General features: G+C 64.1%; 27 protein-coding genes. All 27 read right to left on the bottom strand.

All coding sequences use genetic code 11. The features are described 5' to 3' along the window. Positions 1–5: 5 nt before the first annotated feature. Positions 6–485: a rod-binding protein gene (locus ABIB06_RS19750; protein ID WP_247444812.1), complete on the bottom strand. Its 480-nt coding sequence runs from the start codon at positions 483–485 to the stop codon at positions 6–8. Further along, positions 482–901 carry a hypothetical protein gene (locus tag ABIB06_RS19745; protein ID WP_354050122.1) on the bottom strand — a complete coding sequence of 140 codons (420 nt, stop codon included), beginning with the start codon at positions 899–901 and terminating at the stop codon, positions 482–484. The genes ABIB06_RS19750 and ABIB06_RS19745 overlap by 4 nt, the downstream gene beginning before the upstream one ends. Before the next feature lie 6 nt (positions 902–907). Continuing rightward, on the bottom strand, positions 908–1660 hold the full coding sequence (fliR, locus tag ABIB06_RS19740; protein WP_354050120.1) for a flagellar biosynthesis protein FliR: 753 nt from the start codon (positions 1658–1660) through the stop codon (positions 908–910). Then, on the bottom strand, positions 1657–3738 hold the full coding sequence (gene flhA / locus ABIB06_RS19735; protein WP_354050118.1) for a flagellar biosynthesis protein FlhA: 2082 nt from the start codon (positions 3736–3738) through the stop codon (positions 1657–1659). Before flhA ends, fliR begins: the two co-directional genes overlap by 4 nt. 96 nt (positions 3739–3834) lie before the next feature. Further along, entirely contained in the window at positions 3835–4101 is a 267-nt protein-coding gene (gene fliQ / locus ABIB06_RS19730; RefSeq protein ID WP_106945789.1) for a flagellar biosynthesis protein FliQ, read from the bottom strand. Beyond that, positions 4098–4517, bottom strand: coding sequence for a flagellar hook assembly protein FlgD (flgD, locus tag ABIB06_RS19725; RefSeq protein ID WP_247444796.1), 420 nt, complete (start codon positions 4515–4517; stop codon positions 4098–4100). The genes fliQ and flgD overlap by 4 nt, the downstream gene beginning before the upstream one ends. Positions 4518–4531: 14 nt before the next feature. Next, positions 4532–4942, bottom strand: a complete 411-nt coding sequence (flbT, locus tag ABIB06_RS19720) for a flagellar biosynthesis repressor FlbT (protein ID WP_247344631.1) — start codon at positions 4940–4942, stop codon at positions 4532–4534. After that, positions 4942–5286, bottom strand: coding sequence for a flagellar biosynthesis regulator FlaF (gene flaF, locus ABIB06_RS19715; RefSeq protein ID WP_354050115.1), 345 nt, complete (start codon positions 5284–5286; stop codon positions 4942–4944). Before flaF ends, flbT begins: the two co-directional genes overlap by 1 nt. Before the next feature lie 46 nt (positions 5287–5332). Continuing rightward, positions 5333–6379, bottom strand: a complete 1047-nt coding sequence (locus ABIB06_RS19710) for a flagellar hook-associated family protein (RefSeq protein ID WP_247444794.1) — start codon at positions 6377–6379, stop codon at positions 5333–5335. Positions 6380–6382: 3 nt separating this feature from the next. Beyond that, positions 6383–7858 (bottom strand): flagellar hook-associated protein FlgK, encoded by a 1476-nt coding sequence (flgK, locus tag ABIB06_RS19705; protein WP_354050113.1) that lies wholly within the window; start codon positions 7856–7858, stop codon positions 6383–6385. 34 nt (positions 7859–7892) lie between these two features. Continuing rightward, positions 7893–9119, bottom strand: coding sequence for a flagellar hook protein FlgE (locus tag ABIB06_RS19700; protein WP_354050111.1), 1227 nt, complete (start codon positions 9117–9119; stop codon positions 7893–7895). Between the two features lie 96 nt (positions 9120–9215). Further along, entirely contained in the window at positions 9216–9797 is a 582-nt protein-coding gene (locus ABIB06_RS19695; RefSeq protein WP_247444791.1) for a transglycosylase SLT domain-containing protein, read from the bottom strand. Next, positions 9748–11112, bottom strand: a complete 1365-nt coding sequence (gene fliK, locus ABIB06_RS19690) for a flagellar hook-length control protein FliK (RefSeq protein ID WP_354050109.1) — start codon at positions 11110–11112, stop codon at positions 9748–9750. The genes ABIB06_RS19695 and fliK overlap by 50 nt, the downstream gene beginning before the upstream one ends. Continuing rightward, entirely contained in the window at positions 11109–12311 is a 1203-nt protein-coding gene (locus ABIB06_RS19685; RefSeq protein WP_354050107.1) for a chemotaxis protein, read from the bottom strand. Before ABIB06_RS19685 ends, fliK begins: the two co-directional genes overlap by 4 nt. Next, entirely contained in the window at positions 12308–13627 is a 1320-nt protein-coding gene (locus ABIB06_RS19680; RefSeq protein WP_354050105.1) for a MotB family protein, read from the bottom strand. The genes ABIB06_RS19685 and ABIB06_RS19680 overlap by 4 nt, the downstream gene beginning before the upstream one ends. A 6-nt stretch (positions 13628–13633) precedes the next feature. Continuing rightward, a complete protein-coding gene (locus tag ABIB06_RS19675) occupies positions 13634–14323 on the bottom strand; it encodes a hypothetical protein (RefSeq protein WP_354050104.1) in 690 nt (229 codons plus the stop codon). Then, entirely contained in the window at positions 14320–15951 is a 1632-nt protein-coding gene (gene fliF / locus ABIB06_RS19670; RefSeq protein WP_354069180.1) for a flagellar basal-body MS-ring/collar protein FliF, read from the bottom strand. The genes ABIB06_RS19675 and fliF overlap by 4 nt, the downstream gene beginning before the upstream one ends. A gap of 305 nt (positions 15952–16256) precedes the next feature. After that, complete coding sequence (locus ABIB06_RS19665; protein ID WP_247344659.1) at positions 16257–17168, bottom strand: flagellin N-terminal helical domain-containing protein; 912 nt, start codon at positions 17166–17168, stop codon at positions 16257–16259. A 273-nt stretch (positions 17169–17441) separates the two neighbouring features. After that, positions 17442–18350: a flagellin N-terminal helical domain-containing protein gene (locus ABIB06_RS19660; RefSeq protein ID WP_354050101.1), complete on the bottom strand. Its 909-nt coding sequence runs from the start codon at positions 18348–18350 to the stop codon at positions 17442–17444. Between the two features lie 242 nt (positions 18351–18592). Beyond that, on the bottom strand, positions 18593–19333 hold the full coding sequence (gene fliP, locus ABIB06_RS19655; RefSeq protein ID WP_354050100.1) for a flagellar type III secretion system pore protein FliP: 741 nt from the start codon (positions 19331–19333) through the stop codon (positions 18593–18595). Further along, entirely contained in the window at positions 19330–19773 is a 444-nt protein-coding gene (locus ABIB06_RS19650) for a flagellar basal body-associated FliL family protein (protein WP_354050098.1), read from the bottom strand. Before ABIB06_RS19650 ends, fliP begins: the two co-directional genes overlap by 4 nt. Positions 19774–19815: 42 nt before the next feature. After that, positions 19816–20511 (bottom strand): flagellar basal body L-ring protein FlgH, encoded by a 696-nt coding sequence (gene flgH, locus ABIB06_RS19645; protein ID WP_354050097.1) that lies wholly within the window; start codon positions 20509–20511, stop codon positions 19816–19818. Further along, positions 20512–21273: a MotE family protein gene (locus tag ABIB06_RS19640; protein WP_354050095.1), complete on the bottom strand. Its 762-nt coding sequence runs from the start codon at positions 21271–21273 to the stop codon at positions 20512–20514. Positions 21274–21340: 67 nt separating this feature from the next. Continuing rightward, complete coding sequence (flgI, locus tag ABIB06_RS19635; RefSeq protein ID WP_354050093.1) at positions 21341–22471, bottom strand: flagellar basal body P-ring protein FlgI; 1131 nt, start codon at positions 22469–22471, stop codon at positions 21341–21343. Further along, positions 22468–22944, bottom strand: a complete 477-nt coding sequence (gene flgA, locus ABIB06_RS19630; protein ID WP_247344674.1) for a flagellar basal body P-ring formation chaperone FlgA — start codon at positions 22942–22944, stop codon at positions 22468–22470. The genes flgI and flgA overlap by 4 nt, the downstream gene beginning before the upstream one ends. A 13-nt stretch (positions 22945–22957) precedes the next feature. Beyond that, complete coding sequence (gene flgG / locus ABIB06_RS19625; protein ID WP_247344678.1) at positions 22958–23746, bottom strand: flagellar basal-body rod protein FlgG; 789 nt, start codon at positions 23744–23746, stop codon at positions 22958–22960. A 15-nt stretch (positions 23747–23761) separates the two neighbouring features. After that, entirely contained in the window at positions 23762–24091 is a 330-nt protein-coding gene (fliE, locus tag ABIB06_RS19620; protein ID WP_007595893.1) for a flagellar hook-basal body complex protein FliE, read from the bottom strand.

The following is a 24091-nucleotide window of genomic DNA, read 5'->3' as shown; positions in this document are numbered from 1 at the left end:
GATCGTCATCCGGCCTTGCCCGTAACGTCCGGCCCGGCCGGATGCGCGGCGGCGAGCTGCTTGGCAATGCCAATGCCCTTGCCCTTTGCCAGCTGAGCACCAAGTTGCTCCGCCAGCATCGACTTCCAGACGCCACCGGCCGTACCCTTGCCAAAGACCTCCTCCGACTCCTTCGGCAACATCGTCTCGACGAAGGTCTGGAGGATGAAAGCCTCGAACTTCCGATACACCTCGCCGGATGCCGGCGCCTTGATCACCTGCACCGGCGCCCCGTTCACCGCACCCGACGGCGCTTCCGAAACCTTCGACGCGGATTGTTCTGCAGCGGCCGCCTTCGCCTTGCCGACCTCCGCGTCCATCGTGGCGGCGAAATCCGTGTCCGATGATTTCAGCGCATCGAGCTTGGCGGTCGCCGCGCGCTGCGCTACCGGGTCGGCGGCATCGAGGACGTCGAGGACGAGGTCGGGTGTCGCTGTCACGATCATGTCTTGTTCCGGTTGGCTGGCCGTGGCGTCCACTCGCGCACGGTGAGACTTGTTCCCGTCATCTCCTCGAGCGATTTCTTCTCGGCGTCGCGACGCTTGTCCGCGAGCGCCGCCTTGGCGACCTGCTCGAACTGCTTCACACGGCGGCTCTCCGCGCGAACCTGGTCGAGCTGCTGCGAGGCCTGCGCCTGAATCGCGCGCGTGCCGACGCTGGTCCTGGTCAGGCGCCGCGCGATCGATTCGCTCGATGATCCCGCCGGCGGCTTGCCATCGTTCAGGGCTCCGACCAGCCATTCCTGCTCGTCCTGCAAGCTGCGCTCCTGCTGCCGCAGATGCGCGAGCTGCCACTCGGACAGCCGGAGCTGGAGCTTCACGAGCGAGACCAACCGGCCGAGCTTGTCCGCGCGCGAGGTCATGACCGATCACTCCGCCAGCCATGACGAGACGCCGAGCATGAATTGCGTCAAGAGCTCGTCGCTGGTGAGGTAGAGCAGCAGGAAGCCGCCGAACAGCACGAACGGCACCGAGATGAAATAGACCGGAATCGCCGGCGTCAGCTTGTTGACCAGGCCGACCGCCAGGTTGACGATGACCGAATAGACGATGAAAGGGCTGGTGATCCGCAGCGTCAGGACGAATGCTTCCGACAGCCGGCCGACGAGCAGCTCCAGCGCCATGCCGCCGCCGAACTTATCGCCGGGATGCCAGACGTCGTAGGAGTTCATCAACCCGCGCAGGACCTGCCAGTGCTGGTCGGTTATGAAGAACAGCGTGGTGACGGCCGTCATGATCAGCGGCACCAGAGCCGGCGCCGGATCAGTGTCGCCGATCGGCGTCCCCGGGATGTTGCTCAGCCCGATGGCACTCGCCATCACAGTGGCCATGGTCTGGAGTGCGAGGAAGAACACGCGGCCGCCGAGCCCGATGACGCTGCCGACCACAAGCTCGGAGCAGATCAGCAGCGCGAGCGTCAGCGGCGCCGCGTTGTCCGTGAGAGGTTTCAGGACAGCGATCAGGATCGGCGTCAGCGCAAACGTCGTGACGAGCGCGACGAATAAGCGGACCTGGGCCGGGACGTTGACGCTGGAATAGCCCGGCACCAGCATCAGGCAGGCACCGATGCGGCAGAACACGATGAACGTCACCAGCACGCTGTCGGCGAGGCCGCTGATCACGATATGGCTCCGAGTGCTCTGATCTCGGTGCTGCGCGCGACTTCGACATGCGACAGAATCGGCAGTGTCGGAAATACCCGTTCCAGGATCATCCGGACGTAGGGACGGGCTTCGGGGGTCACCGCCAGCACGACGCTGGTGCCGTTCTCGGTGAACTTGCGGATCGCGGCGCTGGCTTCGGTCGCAAACTGCTCGATCAGGCGCGGATCGGCGTCGAATTCGACGACGTCGCCCTTGGCGTCGCGCTTCAGGCTCTGGTGGAACGCCAGGTCCCAACGGTTGCCGAGACGGACCACGTTGAGCACGCCGTTGTCGGACAGGTCGCCGCAGATCTGCTGGGCCAGACGCGTACGCACATGCTCCGCCACCTGCTCGGAGCGCCGCACATGGGGCGCGATCTCGGCGATGGCCTCCAGGATCAGATGGAGGTTGCGTATCGACACGCGCTCGGCCAGCAGGATCTTCAGGATTGCCAGCAGTCCCGAGTACGATATCTGCGACGGGCAGAGATCCTCGACCAGGCGCTTGTATTCGGGATCGAGCCGGTCGAGCAGGCCGCGCATGTCCTTGTAGGACAGGAGCTGGGCGAGGTTGGCCCTGATCACTTCGCTCAGATGCGTGAGCAGCACCGACAGATTGTCGACCGGCTTGCAGCCCTGACGCTTGACCTCGTCGGTGAAAGCGTCCGTCACCCACAGCGCTTTCATGCCGAAGGCCGGCTCGATCACCTCTTCGCCGGGGACGTCGGGCTTGCCGTCCTTGTCGACGAGCACCAGCACCTCGCCGAGCCTGAGCTCGCCCTGGGAGACGCGGGTGTCGTGGATCCGGATCTGATATCCCTTGGGATCGATCGACAGATTGTCGGTGAGCTTGATCTCGGGAACGACGAAGCCGTACTGCTTGGCGAACTTCTTGCGGATCTTAGCCACACGGTGTGCGAGCTCGGTACGCGAGCCCAGCAGATGGACCGACAGGTGGCCGCCGAGCGCCAGCTCGATCTCCGCGGTCTTGAGCGATTCCTTGACCGATTCCTTGGCCTCGACCTGGGCGCGTTCGTCGGCTTTGCGCGCATCGTCCTTCTGCTTCAGGGCCGCCTGCCGCCTCGGCAGCGAGTATCCGACGAAGGCCATGGCGCCGCCGAGCAGCAAGAAGGGCGCCATCGGCAACCCCGGCATCAAGGCAAGCACGAACATCATCAGCGCGGCGGCCGACACCGCGCGCGGATAGCCGCCGAGCTGGCGCAACACTGCCTGCTCCGCCGACCCCCTGGTGCCGCCCTTGGAGACCAGCAGGCCCGCCGATAGCGACACGATCAGGGCCGGCATCTGCGTTACCAGACCGTCGCCCACGGAGAGTTTTGTGTAGACGTCGGCGGCACGCGACAGCGTGAGGCCGTGATGGGTGACGCCGATGATGATGCCGCCGAAAATATTGATCGCGGTGATGATCAGGCCGGCGATGGCGTCGCCGCGGACGAATTTCGAGGCACCGTCCATGGCGCCGAAGAACGCGCTCTCCTCTTCCAGCTCGCGGCGCCGGCGCTGGGCTTCCTTGTCGTCGATCAGCCCTGCGGACAGGTCCGCGTCGATCGCCATCTGCTTGCCGGGGATGGCGTCCAGGGTGAAGCGGGCGCCGACTTCGGCGATACGCGTCGCGCCCTTGGTGATCACGACGAAGTTTACCGTGACCAGAATCGCGAAGATGATCAGGCCGATGACGAAGTCGCCGCCCATGACGAACTTCGAGAAGCCGGCGACGACGTGGCCCGCGGCGTTTTCCCCCTCCCCGCCGCGCGACAGGATCAGACGAGTCGTCGCGACGTTCAGCGCCAGCCGCAGGATCGTGGCGATCAGCAGCACGGTCGGGAAAGCCGAGAAATCGAGCGGCCGCTGGATCCACAGCGCGACCATCAGGATCAGCGCCGACAGTGCGATCGAGAAGGCGAGGCCGAGATCGATCAGGATCGGCGGGATAGGCAGGAACAGGATCGTGAGCATGGCCACGATGCCGCCTGCGAAAAAGGCGTCGGCGCCCAATCGTCGCGGGGTCGGCAGGCTGGCAGCTAACGTATCGGACATGGGTCACCGGCAGAGGATCCGGCCCTTAATCTGCCGTGCAAAGCTTACGCGGGGGTGGTGGCAGGAGGCGGCCAGGGGTGCCCGAGCCCGCCCGGATCAGAAGCCGCGCTCGATATGCGAATAGACCATCTCGGTGAAGGTGGAGAGATGAGCTCCGATGAAGGAGCCGGAAACGGCAACGACCAAGAGAATGACGATGATCTTCGGAACGAAGGTCAGCGTCACCTCCTGGATCTGGGTCAGAGCCTGGATCAGCGCAATGAGGGTGCCGACCAGCATCGCGGCGCCAACGGCAGGCCCGGAGGCGACGATGATGGTCCAGATCGCCGCCTGGACGATGTCGAGAGCGTCCCGTTCGTTCATGACTGGCTGATCGTGAGCCCCGGGCCGACCGCGACTTTCGTGCCGTCCTCGAGCGTCGCGACGGAGCCGTCGGTGTTGATGGAAATCGAAGCGACCTTGCCGCTGAAAGTCGCTCCGGTCGAGTCCGTGAAGCTGACGGTCTTTCCGATCAGCCCGTCTGCCTGCGACAGCGATTGCGAAGATAGCAAAGAGTCGAGCTTGGTATTGGTCTGCATCGCCTGCTCGACCGACGAGAGCTGCGCAAACTGGCTCATATATTGCGAGGTATCCATCGGATTGGTCGGATCCTGGTTCTTCATCTCTGCGATGAGGAGCTGAAGGAACGTGTTGTAGTCGACGCCGGTGCTCGACGTCGACGTGGTTGAGCTGGTCGAACTGGACTTGCTGGTGCTATCGGTCGCGCTGGTGACGTTCATGTGACTCTCCGCTGTCAGGCAGCCTCGAATGGGGAATCGATCGTGGCGCCGGCCAGGATGGCCTGCTCCACCGGAAACAGCGCCCGGATCCGCTTGAGCGCCTCGAAGTAACGGGTTGCTCCGACCAGTTCGTCGACCGCGCCAAGTCCGAGCAGCATCTCGTGGCTCTCGCACACCGCGATCAGGGCTGCGTGATGCTGCCCGTAGAGCGCCGAAGCATCCCGGACATCAGTCGGATTCATCAGCATCAGCTGGACGATGAAATAGAGCTGCCGCAGCGCCGTGGTGGCGTCGGAGGCCTGCATGATCTGCCCTTCGAGCAGGAACATCACGTCGTTGACGAGTTCGACCGAGACCTTGCGGTCCACACGCAGCACCGCGCCGTTGATGTAGACCCGTTCGCCCGCCCGCAAGGATATCTTCATCAAAGAGCGTCTCGGATCAGGCGGTTGATTTCGATGAGCTGCATCACGTCGTTCGACCTCTCTTCGCGAAGGCGGTCGGCTTCCTTGACGACCCACAGGCCGATCGAGATGATGTCGGCGCGCAGCTTGACCGGAAGTCCGTTTTCCGGATGCGCGAGATCCTCGATGAAGATCGTCCACAGCCGCCGCACATAAAGCAGGCTCTCGACCAGATCCTCGATGCTGAAGCGGTCTTTCTGGATCCGCTCGAGCCGGTCGATGCCGAGACTGAGCGCCTGCCGCTCGCGGCCCCGCGCTTCATATCCGCTCTCGTCGACGACCACTTCATAGGCTTCAAACGTCATCAGGACAACTCTGCCTTACAAAGGAGGCTTCTCAAAAGTACTTGGCTCAGAGGTAGTTGATGAGGCTGATCTGCTGGAGCTGCGATGTCAGCGCCAGCGCTGTCTTGATCTGGGTTTGCAGCGTATTGACCCGGACCGAGGCCTCGGTCGGGTCGACCGCCTCCATCTTGACGATCTGGTTGTTGAGGATGTCCTGCTGCAGCTTCAGCCTATCGGTCGCGCCGGTGATCCGCTGCTGGACCGTGCCGATGTTGCCGCCGAGGGTAGCAAGGTCACTGATGGCGTTTCCGACAAGGCCGATAGCCTTGTCCACGACGACCTGGAACGTCGCTTGGTCCAGGTTCACGTTCCCGAGATCCGCCATCATGGTGTAGGCCTCGGCGAGCTTGCGGAAGCCTGGCTGATTGGCGCTGACGGAGGTATCGGCGATCTCGGTCGTGGAGATACGGCTTTGCATGACCTGGTCGGTAGCCGATGACCAATTGGTGTTCCAGGCCGGGCTCGCGAACTCGGCATCGAAGGTGGTGTCGAGGAAGGTCTGCATCTGAGCCGGGGTGATGCTGCTCACGCTGGCCGAAGACTGCGCAAAGCCGAAGGTCGCGAGGAAATCCGCATCGACCTGGTTCTTGCTGGCCGAGCCCGCGGTGTAGGCCGTGATCGGCGTGTTCTGCGTGTTGATGCCCGAGAAAAGAGACGAGCCGTTATAGGAGACGTTCAGCGCGCCAATCAGATCCTGGAGGTTGGAGGACGCGGGCGGCAGGATGATCCGCCCGCCGCCGTCGGTACTGCGGGCCGCGATCAGGTCCTTGAGGAAGTCCGTTGCGGTCGAACCAAGCTGGGTGATCCGGCTCTGTGTTATGTCCAGGCGTCCCGAGACCAGCCCGTTGGTATCGACGAGCTGATCGGCGAAGCTCAGGTCCGCTCGCAGGGTGACGTCGCTTCCCGTCGTGGCACCGAGCTCGAGGCCAACGTCGGCAAAGCGGCCGGTGGTGGCTTCCTTCGAAGCCTTGGCGAGCGCGGCCTGATTGTTCGTAACCGAGGACCTCAGCGACGAAGACAGCATCAAAGTCGAGATGTAGTTCGCGCTCATCATGACTTAATTCCCCACAGCAGCCAGCAGGCTCTGCAACATCTCGTCGACGGTGGAAATGATCTTCGACGAGGCCGAATAGGTCCGCTCGACCTGGAGCATCAGCGACATCTCGTCGTCCATGTTGACGCCGTTGACGTTGGACAGCGCCGCGGTGCTACGGTCGAGCAGCGTGTTCTGGTAGGTGACGTTGTCGTTCGCGGCCGTGCGCTGACTTTCGATCCAGCTCGCCGAGGACGACGCGAAGTCGATCAAGCTGCCGTTCGGCTTGCCTTGCGTGGTTGCATCGAACGGCTGCGACGCATCCATGTTGCCAATGAGCTGCTGCAGCCGGGTCGAGTAGCCGGCGTTGCCGGCGGTGTTGTATTGATATGCGGCGTTGCCGCTGATCGCGCCGTCGCGCAGCAGATTGGGGTTGCCGCCCTGAACAGGGTCGACCGAAGCGGCCACACTGATCAAGCCGGCCAAGCCGACCGAGACGGTGGCGCTCGCCGGCATCGCCGGCGCACCCGGGTAGGTGAACAGGCCGGGGACGTCCGGCAGCGCGGCGCCGGACTGGTCGACTTCCTTGAAGGCGTCGACCAGGCCGCGTGCGACTTCGTCAAGCTGGCTCTGATACGTGACCGTGGCGTTGTCACGCAACTCGGCGAGGCCGGCGAGCTTGCCGGACTTGAGCGGCATGACGGAATTCGCGCCGGTCACGGGTACGCCGTCGATGTAGACGGCATTGCCCGTCGTGCCGGCAGTGTAGGCGTTGGTCGGGGAAAAACTCACCGCGCGCGCCGTCTTGTCGAACAGAACGACACCGCTATCGGCATAGAGCGCCGCGTCGCCGTTGGGACGGATCGACATCGTGACGCCGAGTTCTTGCGACAGTTTCGAGACGATGCTGTCGCGCTGGTCGAGGTAGTCGGTGACGTCGTCGCCGGAGATCGTACCCTTCACGATCGCGGTGTTCACGCTCTGGAACTGGGAGAGCAACTGATTGATATTCTGAACCGACGTATTCATGTCGGCATCCGCGCCCTCACGAACCGACTGCACGGTTTGGGTCGCCTGGTTTAGCGCCGTCGCCATGTCCTTGGCGGACGCGACCGCCGCCTGCGCTAGCGTGGTGTTGTCCGGGGCGTTGGCATATTGCTGGAGCGCCTTCTTCAACGCATTGAGCTGCGCCGTCGGCGACTGGTCGAGCTCCGGATCGTCGACCGTCGAGGCCGCGATCTTCTGGAGACCGTCATAGATCGCGCTCTGCTTGGTAGACGACGAAGTCGCGGTCAGGACGTTGGTGTACAAGCCGCTGCTGGCGGCGCGCTGGATCGCCGCGACGTAGACGCCAGCACCGGGGTGATTGTCCAGCACGGTGAGCTTGCGCGAATAGCCGGTGGCGGTGGCCCCGGCGATGTTGCGCGAGATGACCGACGACTGGATGCCCGACGTCATCAGCGAGGAGCGGGCGGATTCGAGAGCGGCGGTAAGGTTCATGATCTGCTCTTGCCGGGATCGAGCGCTGAGGGACTCAGCGCTTCAGGTTGACGACGACATCCAGCAAGTCGGCGCCGGTCTGGAACGATTTCGAGTTCGCAGTGAAGCCGCGCTGCGCCTCGATCATCGCAGTCAACTCGTCCGCCAGATCGACGTTCGAGTCTTCCAGAGCGCCCGACTGGATGGTGCCGAGCCCGCCCTGGCCGGCGAGGCCGACCTGCACGTTTCCGGAATCCAGGTTCGGTGAATAGACGTTGCCGACTTCGGGCGTCAGATGGTCCGGGCTCGGAACGTTCGCGAGCGCGATCTGGAAGCTCGGCAGCTCGGTGCCGTTCTTGAGCACCGCGGTGACCACACCCTTGTCGTCGATGTTCACCTTCTCCACCGCGGACGGGGCGTTGCCGTCGACCGTCGCCTTGAAGTCGAAGCTGGAAGCGACCTGGGTCATGGCCGACAGATCCATGTTGAAGGACGAGCCGCCCGGGATGGTCACGGTGAGCGAGGTCGGGCTTGCGGCCGCGAGCTTGCCTTTGCCGGTCGCGGTGACATCGAAGGTGAAGGTATTGAGACCACCCGCGAGCGCGGTGCCGGTGGAAGAATCGTAGAGCTGGATCTGCCAGGTGTTCGCGGCGGTCTTCGCAGCATAGACGTCGACCGTCACCGCGTTGCCGATGTTGTCGTAAGTGACGACCGAGGTCTTCGACGTGTAAGCGCCGGGACCGGGCGGACCCGCGATGATCGCAGCGCTCGGATCGAGATTGGCATCGACAGCTGCCTTGGTCGAAGGCGACGCCTGGAGCGCCATCCGGTTGACGTTGATGACCTGCAGGCCGCCGAAGCCGTTGGCGGCGACGGTGGGCGTGGCGCCGTTCGCGATGTTGTAACCCATCAGCTGGAAGCCGGCGGAGTTGACGAGATTGCCCGTGCTGTCGGGCACGAACGCGCCGGCGCGCGTCAGGAAATTGTTGCCGTTCGGATCCTGCACGACGAAGAAGCCGTTGCCCTGCACCGCGAGGTCCGTCGCCGAGGTCGTGAACTGGTAATTGCCGGCATCGCTGATGGCGTAGCGGACCGTGGTCTCGACCGCGCCGGAATCGTAATTGCCCGAGCCGCTCTTCAGGATCAGCGAGGAGAATTCGGTCGAAGCCCGCTTGTAGCCGGTGGTGTTGACGTTGGCGATGTTGTCCGACACCGTCGACAGCTTGTTGGACTGCGCGTTCATCCCGGAAACACCGGTGCGCATAACACCATACAGGCTCATGAATTGGGCTCCTTCGGTAGGTTGCAGTTACAATGGTGGTTGTTGCTTGCGCGGGGCTGATGGTGCGGAACGATGCACAACTTTGACGTCATCCCTTCAGGTCGTTTTGGGCTGACAGAACGAGCGCGCCTTATCGGTCCACGCGCCGAAGCCGCTCGAGACCAGATGAGCGACGATATGACAGACGTAGCGCTTCTGCGCCGGCTGGTTGTTGGGGCCTGCATTGTAGCGGGCGACCGCCATGGTCCAGCTGCCCTCGCGTTGCTTCAGCTCCTTCAGGAAGCGCGCGGCGTAGTCGACGTTCTTGGCGGGATCGAACATCGCCCGCACCGACGCGAATTTGTCGCCGTGGTAATAGTGGTTGATCTGCATGCAACCGAGGTCGATCAGCTTGATCCCCTTGCTGCGCATGGATTCGAAATTCGCGATCGCGTCGTTCATGTCCTTGGCGAACACGGTCTGTCCTTCGGCGCCGAGCGCGTAAGGATAAAGCGCGCCGCGCCGCCCGGTCTCGGTGAGGCCGACGGCATAGAGAATGCCGAGCGGAATTCCGTGCTGCTGAGACGCACGCGCCATCTCGCGCTCGCAGGGGCGCGAATTGTCGGTCGCCGCGGCCGCGGCGCCGGCGTTACAGATAAACAGGGCCGCGACGAATCTGCGGCGCCACGTCCTGGTCATGACGCGTCTCCTGGTTGAACTGGCGCTCCTGTCGGGCCTGTTTCGCACCGCCGTCCGACTGTCCCGACGAATTTCTCGCGCCGTCGAACGTGCCTTGCGACTGCGACGATGGCTGTTGCTGGCCCGAGAGCTGCGGCTGCGACTGACCGGAGCCGCTCTGGAATCCATCCAACGAGCCGTGCTGGACGGGCGCAACGTCCGCCACGTAGCCCGCCGACTGCATGAGCTCGCGGATCGAGTCGCGCTGCTGGTCAAGCATCTGGCTCGTATCCTTGCGCTCGGCGGCGAGGTGGACGGACACCTCGTTGCCAACGAGACGAAGGCGCACGGTGACGTTGCCGAGCGTAGGCGGTTCGAGATTGATGGTCAGGATCTTGAGCGGCTGATCCGGCGCATTGGCTTGGGACGCTGCAAGATCTGGAGCTGCGGACGCCGTCGGTGCCGGAGATTCCTTCAGCTCGGCGACGACTGCATTGGCAACTTGGTGCGGAGCGTTGAACTGCGCCGGGGGCAGATGGGTCTCCTGCTGGACTACGGTGACCTTGGTCGTCTCGGGCAATGCATCCCGCGCCGAGGCCTTGGCAGCACGCTCGACATTGGCCGCAACGGCCTCGAAGCCGGGTGCCGTTGCCTTCGGCGACGGCTCGCTGTCTTGCGTCGATGTCGCCTGGGCGGCGGCCGTCGCGTGCGGAGCCGCGGCCTGCGAGTGCGCGGCGATCGGAGCCACAGCAGATGGGCCGGGGTCGGCTGTCATCGTCTTCGCCATGCCCATGGCCTGAACTTCGCGCTTCGTCGTGGCAGACCGCCCGTCGCGCCCGGACGCATCGTTCTTGTCGCCCGCCGGTGCTTGCATCTGCGGCTGCGCGACCGGTCCGGCGGCGATCTCCTGTCCGACGATCACCGCAATGCTCGATTGGTTCTGGACGTCGGCCTGCCCGGTATGGTCGACAGGGACATGTTTCCCGGACAATTTGTCGGTCTTCTTGTCGGAAGATTTCTCGGTGGGCCTCTCGGTGAATCCGGGGTCCTCGGCCGCCGCGGGGCCTTCGTGCACCGTGTCGTCGTTCGACTTGTCCTTCTCACTCTGGTGCGCCAGGCGCGTCCGCAGTGTTCCGGCTTTCACGACCGTGTCGCTGCCCTCGTCGTTGAGCGCCCGCTTCGCGAGATTCGAGACGGTGTACAGCAGATCGTTGAACGACGTGTCCGGCTGCGCTTTCGCCCCGCCGCTCTTGCCGGCGCGCGATGTGCCTCGCATGCTGAGGCTTTCGGCGAGGCCCGAAAAGACCTGTCCGGAGGTTCCACTGAGCTTCGTCATGGACGGCGATCCCTGGTGAGGAGCTCGAGTTCGCCGAGCTGCTTCTGTGCGCGCGCAAGCGTTGCGGTCGACGACGCGAGATCGATACGCGCCGGCGTGACCGGAGGCTTGTCGGCTGCGGCGGCGGATGCGCCGGCGAACGGCTTGCGAACGTCGAGTGCGAGCTGCACCGTTGCATTGAGCAAGGGAATGTCGCGCTCGGGCAGCTTCGACCGGTCGAGTGCCTTCAACTCGGCAAGACCACCGTCATATTCGTCGGTGAGCGCCCGCGACACGCCGCGGAACAAATGCGCCCGTTCGCGATCCGCTGAAGCATCGGCGCTGAGCGTCAGCGCGCGCTCGCCGGCAAGCCGGGTTACGACGAGACCTCCGCGCGCCATCGCGGCGCGCGCGATCACGAGATAGAGCTTCAGGCGGCTCGCGCGATCGATCTGCTCCAGCAAAGTGGTGATCCGCGCAAACCGGCGCTCGTCGAGCGCGAGGCTCGATTGCGTCAGTCCGGTGGAAAAGCGCTGCCAGAAGTCGCCGGCATAGACCGAGTTGCCGTAGTGGCGGATATAGGCCAGCGTCAGGAACTCGAATTTATCGAAATCCTCGGCTTGCCCGACCAACAGGATTTCGCGCCGCAGCGCGGCTTCCTCCACCAATGTGCCCGGCAAGAGCAGGCGCGCGTCATCCAGACGCTCGATCGCGAGCGATGCTTCGGCGCGTGCGAACAACGCGCCCTGGACCAGCGCGACCTGTCCGCCCAGGCCCGATGGGATCGTCCGCGGCTTGACGTCCTTGAGCAGCTCGCGCGCTTCATCCTGACGGCCCTCGACATAGGCGAGTGCGCCATCGAACAGCCGTCCGTCGACGTTCAGCTTGTCGCGCGGCAACTTGCGGACGATTTGCGGCCCGCCGCCGCTGAGCAGGTAGATGACGACGGCTTGGCCGTTCTGCGGGTTGCTCCACACGCCCGGATCGGCGGCGAGAAATTTTTCGCCGATCTGCCGGATCAACGCGATGTGGTTGCCATGCGCCGCGGTATCGCCGTTGGCGATGCCGTCCTGCACGGCCTGCAATGCGCGAACGAGTTCATATGGCTCGCCCGATATCGATGCCGCCAGGGTCGGTGTCGGTGCCGGCTCGGCAAATGCGCCTGCCGCCGTGAACGGCAGCAGCATCAGCAACGCGGCGCGGAGCAGAGACCTGTTCAAGGACGCTTCTCCCGGACCAGGATCTCGATCCGGCGATTCTGCGCGGCCGCCGGATCGTTTTGGAGTTTCGGCCGTCGATCGGCATAACCCTCCACGTGCTCGATGCGCTGCGCGTCGACGCCGGAGCGGACCAGCATGTAGTAGGCCATCTGCGCACGGGCCGTCGACAGCCGCCAATTGTCGTAGGTCTCCGAGCGGTATGGCCGATTGTCGGTGTGGCCGCGGACGATGATCATGCCGGGACGCTTCGTCAGCAGCGGACCGATCTTGTCGATTACACGGATGAGCTCGGGCCGCGGTTCAGCCGAGCCGCGCGCGAACATGCCGAAGCTCGCGTCGTCGGTCAGGCTGATCAGCAGGCCTTCCTCGACCTGACGCACCTCAGCCACCGGTCCCGCGCCGGCCTTGACATCCGACAGCGCCTCCGCGATCGCCGACTGAAGCTGCTTGACCGTCGGTTGCTGCGTCTGAGCTGCGTCGCGCGGCTCGGATTCCTTCGTCGTATCGTTGGGACGCGACTGCGCGGCGGCGTTGGCTTGAATGCCGGCCTGGGCGCCCGGCTGCGCGTTCCCTTCGCGTGAAGACTGCGAGGGCGCGGGCCCCGGCGGCAGCAGGGGCGACAGGCTTGCGGACGATGCATCGGCGTTCGGAGCCACGCTTCCGGCGGCATCGTCCTGCTTGGCCCGGCGCGCCTGCGGCTCGCCCGTGCCGGACGCTGTGTCGCGCGCGGACGCATTCGGCTTGGGCTCGCTCTCCATGATGCGATCGGCATCCTTGGATGCCTGTGGCGCGAGCTTCCAATAACCGGGATCGAAGGGATCGCGGTAGGCGTCGCCGCCCTTGAGTCCCTCCTCTTCAGCAGAGGTCAGAGCGCCGGCGCGCCGCTGGCCCGAGGCCTGGTTTGCGCTGCTGGCGATCTCCGCGAGCGTCGTATAGGGATCGCGGAACAGGACCTTCTCCTCGTAGAAGGGCGGCTTCTCGGCCGTCGGAGAGTCACCGCGACGTTCCTCGCTCGGTCCTGCCGGCTGACGCCGGCCGTCCTGGCCTTCGAACGACGACGTCTCTTTCTTGGAGAGGTCCTTGAGGCCTTTCGGGGCAGGCGCGTTCTCCGCGAGCATGATCGGATTGAAATAGCTCGCGACCACCTGCTTCTGATCCTGGTTGAGCGCATTGATCAGCCACATGACCAGGAAAAACGCCATCATCGCGGTCATGAAGTCCGCATAGGCGATCTTCCAGACGCCGCCGTGAGGCTTCTCGTCGTCGAAGGCGCTCCGTCGGCGGATGATGACGAGCTCTGATTTGACCTCATTCATGACGGGCTACCGGCGCGCCTCTTTCAGGCGTTCGCTCCAGGCCGTGATCTGCGTCTCGATCACGGTCTGGTCGGCTACGACGCGGACCTCGAAAGTATCGGCGGCCTCGTACTCGATGCCCGTTCGCCGGGCCGTCTGGAGCTGGGTCTTCACCAGGTCGAGCAGTTCGCTCGGGCCGGTGACCTTGAACACCGGCACCGGCGAATTGCCGGTCAGTGCCGCAATCTGCTCGACCAGCGACCCGATCGCCTTGTCGCGGACCGCATCGGCGAGAAACGGCAGCAATATCCGCGCAACAGAGCTGGCGATGTTGGTCTCGATCTCGCGGCAAGCCGCCTCGAAGCCGCTGACGATCGTGACCGCCTGCTGATCGGACCACTTGGCCCGCTCCTCGCCGAGCCGGATCGCGCTGCGCACGCGTTCCTCGGCGATCCTGGCGTCGCTCTCCGCTACGCCGGCCGCGTGGCCGCGCCGATAGGCATCGTCCAGAAGATTGACCGCCGGAGCTTCCGTCTTCGGCGCCGGAGGCGGCGACTGAAGCAGCGGCTGCGGCTGCGAATGGGCCTGTGGCTGCGGCTGAGGCTCGCGCCGAACCTCCCTCGGCCTTGTCAGCACATCCTGGATCTTGGGCGGCGGCGATTTGGCTCGCCCGTTCGCGTCGAACTGGGTCAGGAGTTTTCCGATTGCCGCGTTCATGCCGCCTCCTCGCGTCGCATCCAGTCTTTAAGGATCGCCGCCGCCTGCATCTGATCGAGACGGACGATCTGCTCCAGCCGCTTCTGCGGCGTTCGCTGCATCTTGCCTTCGAGGTCTTCGACCAAATTGAGCTCGGTCTCCTCGCTATCCGCCAATGCAAGAGCGCCGGCGGCTGCCTCGAGCTGGGCAGCTTCCGCCGCCTCGGTCTGCTCCTGCGCCGCGCGATGGGTCAGGATGCCGTTGACCGCGGGCCGAAGTCCGAACCACACTAGCATCGAGGCTACGGCCAGGATCGTGACCGCGTTGATGACGCTGCCGAGCTGCTTGTTGATCATCTCGACGAAGCTGATCGGCGGCACCGGCGCCAGTTCGCGCGAGCCTTCGATGAAATCGACGGCCGTCACCTGGATCTGGTCGCCCCGCGCCTTGTCCAGCCCACCGGCCGTGGCTGCGAGCTGGCTGATCTCGGCAAGCTTGCTGTCGACGATGGCCTGGTTGCTCTTGTCGCCGATGTCGGCGACGAGCCGCCCGCGATTGATCAGGACGGCGATGAAGAGTTTCTTCACCGAATAGCCGTCGCTCACCGTCGTCGTGGTCTTGGACGAGACCTCGAAATTGGTGACGTCCTCGCGGCGGCTCTTGTCCTCGTTGGAGTTCTTGCCACCGCCGGCGTTCACCTGCTGGTCGGGAAGATTCTGCTGCACCGTCGTCGGCTGCGAACGGTCCGCGTTCTGCGACGACTCCTTCTCGCGCACGTTTCGGACTGAGCGCTCGGCGCGGTTCTCAGGATCGTAAACAGTCTCGTTGATCTGCCGCTTGTCCGTGGAAAGCTGCGGGGAGACGCTCACCTCGAAATTATCGATCCCGAGATACGGCGTCAGCGCCTTGCGGATGTTCTCCTGCACCATCCCGCCGACAGTCTTCTGAAGGCTCGCCATCTTGGTTGGCGCTGCAGTCGCTTCGTCCTCCTCGGCGAGCAGCATCGAACCGTCGGCGTCCAGCACCGTGACCTTGTCGCGGCTCATGCCCGGAATGGCGGCAGCGACGAGATGACGGATCGACTGCGCCGTGCGCGCCTCGATCGTGCCGTCGGTGCGCAACACGACCGATGCAGAAGGCGGCTGCTGCGTCGCCCGGAACGAGCCGCGCACCGGCAGCACGATATGCACCCGCGCCGCCTTCACGCCCTTCATCAACTGCACCGTGCGCGCGATCTCGCCTTCCAGCGCCCGCAGCTTGGTGACCTCCTGCATGAATGAGGTCAGGCCGAGCGAGCCGATCTTGTCGAACAGCTCGTAGCCGGAATTGGCGCTGGTCGGCAGCCCCTTCTCGGCGAGCAGCATCCGCGCCTGCATGGTCTGGCTCGGGCGCACCGAAACCGCGTCGCCGGCCGTATTGACGTCGAAGGCGATGTTTTGCTCGCGCAGCGCGGCACCCATGCGCGTCACGTCTTCGCGGGAAAGACCCGTGTAGAGTGTCTCGAACTCAGGCCGGCTGAGATAATAGGCGCCGCCGACGACGGTGACGAGAACGGCAAAGCCGATCAGTCCCAAGGCCATCAGGCGTCGCGGCCCAAGCTCCGGCAGATTGTTGAGCAGTTGCTGTATCTGCACACGACTGAACAGCATATGACCTCATACCAATGCGAACGTAGAGGACACTCCGCTGCCAACCTTGTCTGAAGGTTGCGCGAGAAAACGAATGTGTCGGTTCGCAGGCGAGGCGTTGCAATTTTACAAGAGATTGAGTGACGCAATCGCGCGCGTCGGCAACAGGCGGACAGCCGGTCGCATCGCGGCGCGATCGGCCAGGGCGTGCTGCCCTGGAATGTGGCGTCAGGAGACCGATGTGGGCACGTCTTGTGCCGTCAAATCCGCCGTTCATGGCGGACACCGTGCTCCCTGGGGAGCACGGTCGTTTTCGAAGCCGCGGCTTAGCGGAACAGCGACAGGATGCTCTGGCTGTTCTGGTTGGCGATCGAGAGCGCCTGAACGCCGAGTTGCTGCTGGGTCTGCAGCGCCTGGAGGCGAGTCGATTCCGCGTTCATGTCGGCGTCGACCAACTGGCCGATACCGCGGTCCACGGAGTCCATCAGGGTCTTGACGAATTCAGTGTTGGTCGCGAGGCGGTTCTTGACGGCACCGAGATTGGCGGCAGCCGAGGCCACCGAGTTGATGCCGGCGGTGACCTGCGAGATGTAGCCATCGAGCAGGGTCTGGTCGGCCGCCGAGTCGGTGAGCGCGGAGATGGTCATCGTGTTGATCGACGGAGCGGTACTGCCCGCCGTGTCCAGAATGCCGGTCTGCGTCGCGGTGTAGAGCGAGTAGTTGGCGGTCGTTACGGTGATGGAACCGATGGTGGGCGTACCGCCGACGCGCGAGTACGACGACACCAGGTTGAAGGTCGTCGGCGTGGCGGCGGTCGTGCTCAGCCAGTTGATGCCGTTGAAGGTCGCCGAGCTGGCCTTGAGCTTCATATCCTGCTGGATCTGGGTGATGTCAGCCTGGATCTTGGTGCGGTCGATACCGGCGGTCTTGGCTTCGACCAGCAACGCCTGAAGCTTGGTCAGGCCGGAGTCCTTGTCGCCGATAACCGAGGTCAGAGCGGTATATTCGGTGTCGACAGTCGCAGCCGACAGACCGAGCGAGTCGGAGACGGCGGAAAGCGCGGCATTGTCGGAGCGCATCGACGTCGCGATCGACCAGTAGGCGGCGTTGTCCGAGGCGGTCGAGACGCGCTGGCCGGTCGAGATCCGGTTCTGCGTGGTAGCAAGTTGCGAGCTGACGTTCCGAAGCGTCTGCAGCGCGGTCATTGCGGAGGAGTTGGTGAGGAGACTAGAACCCATTTTGATGTCCCTTTGAAGATTGGATTAGGTTTGGGGACATACCGGGCTTGCACCGGTACGACAGGGCGGCGTCATGCCTTTGGACTGCGCAAAAGCGTCAAGGCCCAACCTGTCGTAACGGCGAAGGTAGCGAGCCAAGCTTGTGCGAGGCTTGTGGCTCTGTGCCCGTTCGGCAACAGGGCAGCCGAAAATTACGGCCTGCGCGCGGCATCACGCCAAAACGAAAGGGCCGCGCTTTGCGAGAAGCGCGGCCCTCCCAAGATGGCTCGAGGCTTAGCGGAACAGCGACAGGATGCTCTGGCTGCTGTTGTTGGCGATCGAGAGCGCCTGCACACCGAGCTGCTGCTGGACCTGGAGGGCCGACAGGCGGGTGGACTCCTGGTTCATGTCGGCATCGACGAGCTGACCGATACCGCGATCCACGGAGTCCATCAGCGACTTCACGAAGTCCGAGTTGGTCGAGAGGCGGTTCTTGACGGCACCGAGATTGGCGGCGGCCGATGCCACCGAGTTGATGCCGGCGGTAACCTGCGCGATGTAGCCGTCGAGCAGGGTCTGGTCAGCCGCCGAGTCGGTCAGCGCGGAGATGGTCATCGTGTTGATCGACGGAGCGGTACTGCCCGCCGTGTCCAGAATGCCGGTCTGCGTCGCGGTGTAGAGCGAGTAGTTGGCGGTCGTCACGGTGATGGAACCGATGGTGGGCGTACCGCCGACACGCGAGTACGACGACACGAGGCTGAAGGTCGTCGGCGTGGTGGCGGTCGTGCTCAGCCAGTTGATACCGTTGAAGGTCGCCGCACTGGCTGTCGCCTTCATCTGCTGCTGGATCTGGGTGACGTCCGCCTGGATCTTGCTGCGGTCGATACCGGCTGTCTTGGCTTCGACCAGCAGGGACTGAAGCTTGGTCAGGCCGGAGTCCTTGTCGCCGATGACGGTGGTCAGAGCGGTATATTCGGTGTCGACAGTCGCGGCCGACAGACCGAGCGAGTCGGAGACCGCGGAGAGCGCGGCGTTGTCGGCGCGCATCGACGTCGCGATCGACCAGTAGGCAGCGTTGTCGGAAGCAGTCGACACGCGCTGGCCGGTGGAGATGCGGGTCTGCGTGGTGGAGAGCTGCGAGCTCACAGACCGCAGGGTCTGGAGTGCGGTCATGGCGGTCGAGTTCGTAAGCAGGCTTGACATTGCGAATGTCCCTTTATGTACGCGTTACATTTTCACGAGGGGACATACCGGGCTTTCACCGGTACAGAGGGGCGGCATCATGCCTTTGGACTGATGTGGGTGGGTCCAACCCGCCGTGACGCATTGCTAACATGCCGAATCTTGCCCGCAGATTAAGATCGGCTTGAATTACATAGCAATATCATATGGTTAATGTTAGTTTTTGCTAACCATAACCAGCCGATCGGCCGCGATCGCTCCTCTTACGAGAACGACCGCACCAGTCCGGAGGCGAGCAGGTTCCAGCCGTCGATCAGCACGAAGAACAGCATCTTGAACGGCAGCGCGAGGATCGTCGGCGGCATCATCATCATGCCCATCGACATGGTCAGCGTCGCCACGATCATGTCGATCACGAGGAAAGGCAGGATGATGAGGAATCCGATCTCGAACGAACGTCGGAGCTCGGAAATCATGAAGGCCGGAATGATGACGCGCATGTCGACGCGCTTGTCGTCGAACTTCTTGCGGAAGCTTTCCGCGGCGAGCGCTTCGAAGGTCTGCAGATCCTTGTCGCGGACATGGGCCAGCATGAACTCGCGGAACGGATCGGTGATCTTGAGATAGGCCTCTTCCTCCGAGATCTCGTTTTTCATCAGCGGCTGGACGCCGGTTTCCCAGGCGCGGTCGAAGGTCGGCGCCATCACGTAGAAGGTCATGAACAGCGCAAGGCTGATCAGCACCAGATTGGCCGGCGTGGTCTGGAGGCCGAGACCGGCGCGCAGGAACGACAGCGCCACCGCAAATCGCGTGAAGCTCGTCACCATGATGAGCAGTCCCGGCGCCACCGACAGCACCGTGATCACCGCCATCAGCTGGATGATCCGGCCGCTGGTGGAGCCGTTGCCCGGCGGCAGCAGGGAGTTGAGGTCAGGAATCTGGGCCAGTGCCACCTCGGGTAGCACGACCAGGACCAAGGCAAGCAACAGGATTCTCAGTTTCACTGAATCACCAACGTCTCAATGATCAATTCGCGGATCTTGCCCGAGGAGCGGATATTGGCGCGCTCGGTCAGGTCGTCGCGCAGATGCTGGAGCCCGCGGGATCCCTCGAACTGCGCAACCGTCGCCGACCGCAGATAGGTGACGATGTCCTCGCTGACGTGGGCCGCCAGGATGCCGGCATCCTCGTCGTTCATGCTCTCGGTCACCATGGAGGCTTCGATGCGGGCCCAGTTGTTGGCCGGCGCGCCGAGATTGGTCACGATCGGAGACAGTTTCCTGAGCCGCGCGCTGCCGGCGTAGCTCGAGGCAAGGGGTGCCGGCGTTGCGGTTTTCTTCGCGTCGGCGACGCGCTCGGCGGCCGCAAACAGGTGCAGGCCGGCAACGGCGCCCGCGCCGATCGCGATCAGGGTCAACACCACGATGGCCGCAATCAGGCGCATGACGTCCCCTGCCCTCGCGGCGTGGCCCGACGGCCGCTGCTGTCAGAATGGTGCCACGGCGTCATAGATCCGATGTCCCCATCCAGGCTGCTGCACGTCAGACAGATTTCCGCGACCGCCATAGGCTACGCGCGCCTCGGCGATCTTCTCGTATGAGATCGTGTTGGCTCGCGAGATATCGCGTGGACGCACGATGCCGCCGACGTTGAGCACGCGCATTTCTGTGTTGACCTTGAATTCCTGCGAGCCGCTGATCATCATATTGCCGTTCGGCAACACGTCGGTGACGACGGCTGCGATCGACAGCTTGATATCCTCGGTGCGGTCGATCTGGCCGTTGCCCTTGATCTGGGTGTTGGTGCTGAGGTTGGCGCTCGTCGAGCCTTTGTCCTGCCATCCCGCGATGTCCATCAGCCAGTCGAGCCCGAACTTGATCTGCGAATCGCGCGAGCGGTCGGTCTTGTTGTCGAGCTTGGCCTTGTCCTGCATCGAGATGATCACCGTCACGAGGTCGCCGGTGCGCCGGGCGCGGGCGTCGCGGTAGAGATCGGTGCCGTCGTCCCAGGTCGAGCGATAGCTGACGGGCGAGCGCATGCGGGGCGTCACGGGAATCGGATCTGCCTGCGTCCTCAGGCCGCTCCCGACCGGCGACAATCGCGGGCCAGTCAGGACCTCGGCCGGATCAGTGACGCATCCGGCAAGCAACAACAGAGACAGGATGACGATTAGATACTTCATCTATTTGGTCTTTCCGTCATCCACGCGACGCATTCCGCCGAGCAGATCGGCGAGGTGCGCCGCGCGCCCCGTCTCCATCTCGTTGAAGATTGCGCTCGAGCTCCTCGGGGTGAGCTTTGCGAGCACGGCCGCAGCCGTCTCGTCCGCCATCCCGGCGATCTGCGTCGCTGCGGCGTCCGGCTTCATACGCGAGTAGATCTCGACGACGCTCGCTTCGGCCTTCTTCAGGAAGTCGTCGCGCAACGCCATCCACTTCTCATATTCGGCGCGCTTGGCCTCAACCTCGGCGATCCGCTCGCGGAGCAGGTTCTCGGCCTTCTCCAGCTCCTTGAGTTGCCAGGCCAGCCTTGCATCGACGGCGGGGTCGGCAACATTGCTGCAGAACAGGGCCACTTCATTGTCCGCGGTTGCAGCGGCCTGGGGCGGCGCCGGCTTCGGCGGCACCGTGACGCTGCCAGGCTTGGCGGAGCGCACCGGCGCGGCTGTGGGTACAGGCGCGGGCTTCTCGGAAGCTGGCACGGCACCCGTGGTCGCGGGTCCTGAATCTTCGGCTGCCCACGCGGTCGCCCGGATCGACGCATTGTCGCTTGGGATCGACGTGATCGGCTTCTGCGGTCCAGGCGCGCGGGCGCGCGCGAAGGACAGCAGGTTGAGCGGCTTCGACGACTTGGCCTCATCCAGCGCCAGCACGGGCGAAGCGCTCGCGAGCGCGGAGGCCGCGACCAGGAGGAGGAGTTTGGCTTTGTGATCCAGCTTCAACATCGGGCCGCGTGCGATTCTCGGTCAAGACCTGAGCATTGAGCGACCAAGCTTGCACGACGCTTACGCATCATTGCACGATGACATCTGCCTGAAGGGCGCCGGCCGTCTTGATCGCCTGGAGGATCGCGATGATGCCTGATGGCTTCAGGCCGATCTGGTTCAGCCCGCGCACCAGGCGCTGGAGATCGACGCCGCTCAGGATCGCCACCTGCGATCCGGCCTCGTTGGCCTCGACCATGGTCTGGGGCACGACCACCGTCTGCCCTTTCGAGAACGGCGCCGGCTGCGACACCACGGGAAGCTCGGTGACGCGGACCGTCAGATTGCCGTGCGTCACGGCAACGGTCGATATCCGTACGTCGCGTCCGATCACCACCGTACCGGTGCGCTCGTTGATCACCACCCGCGCCGGCGTGTCCGGTTCGACGGTCAGCTCGCCGATTTCGGCAAGGAATCGGACCGGGCCGATGTGGCGTGGCTTCGACAGCACGATCGTGCGGTAATCGCGCTCGAAGGCGATCTGCGCGCGGTAGCGTCCGCCCGCGTAGCGGTTGATGGCGTCGAGGATGCGTGTTGCGGTGACGAAGTCGGGGTTCTTCAGCTCCAGCACCAGGTACTCCATCTCATGGAGACTACCCTGCACCTCGCGCTCGACCAGCGCGCCGTTCGGGATTCGGCCCGCGGTCGGCGTGCCCTGGCTGACGTTCTGGGCCTGGCCTCCGACGCTGTAACCCGCGACTGTGACCGCGCCTTGCGCCACTGCATAGACCGCACCGTCCGCCGCGCGCAGCGACGTCATCACCAGGGTGCCGCCGAGCAGCGAGGTCGCATCGCCGAGCGACGACACGCTCACGTCCATGCGCTCGCCCGCACTGATCGAAGGCTGCAGGTCCGCGGTCACCATCACGGCCGCGACGTTGCGCGTGCGCAGCGTCGTCGGACGCGGGGGATTGTTGGTGCTCGTGGTCTCGTTCCTGACATTGATGCCCATGTTCTCGAGCATCGATTGCAGGGACTGCTCCGTGAACGGGGCATTGCGGAGCGTGTCGCCGGTGCCGTTCAGGCCGATGACGAGGCCGTAGCCGACGATCTGGTTTTCGCGCAATCCCTTGATGTCCGCGATGTCCTTGATGCGAACGGCGGCCTGGGCGCTGGCGGCGGAAACCAGTAGCACGAGCGCAAGCAGGACTCTGGTCATGACCCGTCCACGACCTTGACGGTGCCGTCGGGCTGAACGACGCCCCTGATGATCACACCGGTATCGGTGTTTCGTATCGGGATGAGCGCGCCGGGCGCACCCGACTGCATCGCTGCGCCGTAGGTCACGATCGACAGGCCGCTGTCTTCGACCACGACCTTGACCATGGCGCCGCGGGCGACCGTCCAGGGATCCTCCACCGAATTGGTCGGGATCGGTTGGCCCGGCAGCAACGTGCGCCGCGCCATCCGGCCGACCAGGATCTGGCGGCCTTCGATGAACATGGCGACGCCGAGCACGTTCGGCGCAAAGGCGCGCTCGGTGATCATGTCGTCCCGGATCAGCTCGCCGGCGCGGATCGAGACGGCTGGCACCGGCAGCCGCTTCTCCTCGGCCGCCGCGACCCGCGCGGAGGCGAGAACCAGAAGCATGGCGGCCAACCCGCGCACCATCAAGCCCATCCTGTTCAACATGGATACACCGGAACTAGCGCATGCCCTTCGAGACTGTCTGGGCCATTTCATCCGAGGCCTGGATGACCTTGGCATTCATTTCGTAGGCGCGCTGGGCGGAGATCAACTCGGTGATTTCCTTTACCGGGTCGACGTTCGAGGCTTCGAGATATTGCTGGTTGATCTTGCCGTAGCCGGAATCGCCCGGCAGCCCGACCACCGGCGTGCCCGACGCCGTGGTCTCGCGATAGAGATTGCTGCCCAGCGGTTCGAGGCCGGCTTCATTGGCGAAATTGGCGAGGTTGAGCTGGCCGATCTGCCGCGGGTTCACTTCCGTATCCAGCTTGGCGAACACCTGCCCGGTCTGGTTGACCGTGACCTGGACCGTTCCCTGCGGCACCGTGATTGCGGGATCCAGCAGATAGCCGTCGGTCGTGACGAGCTGACTGTTGGCATTGGTGTTGAACGAGCCCGCGCGGGTATATTGCACCTCGTTGTTCGGGCCGAGCACCTGAAACCAGCCGCGCCCGTTGATCGCCATGTCGTAGGGATTGCCGGTCTGCGTGAGCGCTCCCTGGATGTGCAGCTTGCGGATCGCCGCCGACTTGACACCGAGGCCGAGATTGGCGCCCTCCGGGATCGGCGACGAGCCGTTGGTGTTGGCAACGCCCTGCATGCGGTCCATCTGGTAGAACAGATCGGTGAATTCCGCGCGCGCCCGCTTGTACGACGTCGAGTTGATGTTGGCGATGTTGTTGGCGATGACTTCGATGTTGGTCTGCTGGGCGTTCATGCCCGTAGCCGCGATGGCAAGCGATTTCACAGCGTCACTCCTTGATCAGATCGACATCCGAACGACTTCTTGGTAGGCCTGAACGACCTTGTCGCGAACCGCGACCGCCGTCTGCAAGGCCTGCTCAGCCGACATCAGCGCTTCCACGACGCGCCGCGTCGATTCCTTGCCCTGCATCGCCGAGATCGAGGCCGCTTCGCCCGCCTTCAGCGTCCCGATCGCGTCCGTCGTGACCTGCTTCATCACGGATTCGAATCCGACATCGCCGCCGGACTGGATCGCGGGCGTCGCCGCCGGCGAGATGGCCTGCGCTTCGGTCGCACGGCTCGCCGCTTGCGCGGTTGAAATCGCGGTGGATGAAATTGCCTCAAGCAT

The organism is Bradyrhizobium sp. LB8.2, from assembly GCF_040548035.1.
In the GTDB taxonomy this organism is placed as follows: domain Bacteria; phylum Pseudomonadota; class Alphaproteobacteria; order Rhizobiales; family Xanthobacteraceae; genus Bradyrhizobium.
The sequence above is the reverse complement of the archived record's forward strand: the minus strand, read 5'-3'. Positions and strand labels throughout refer to the sequence as shown.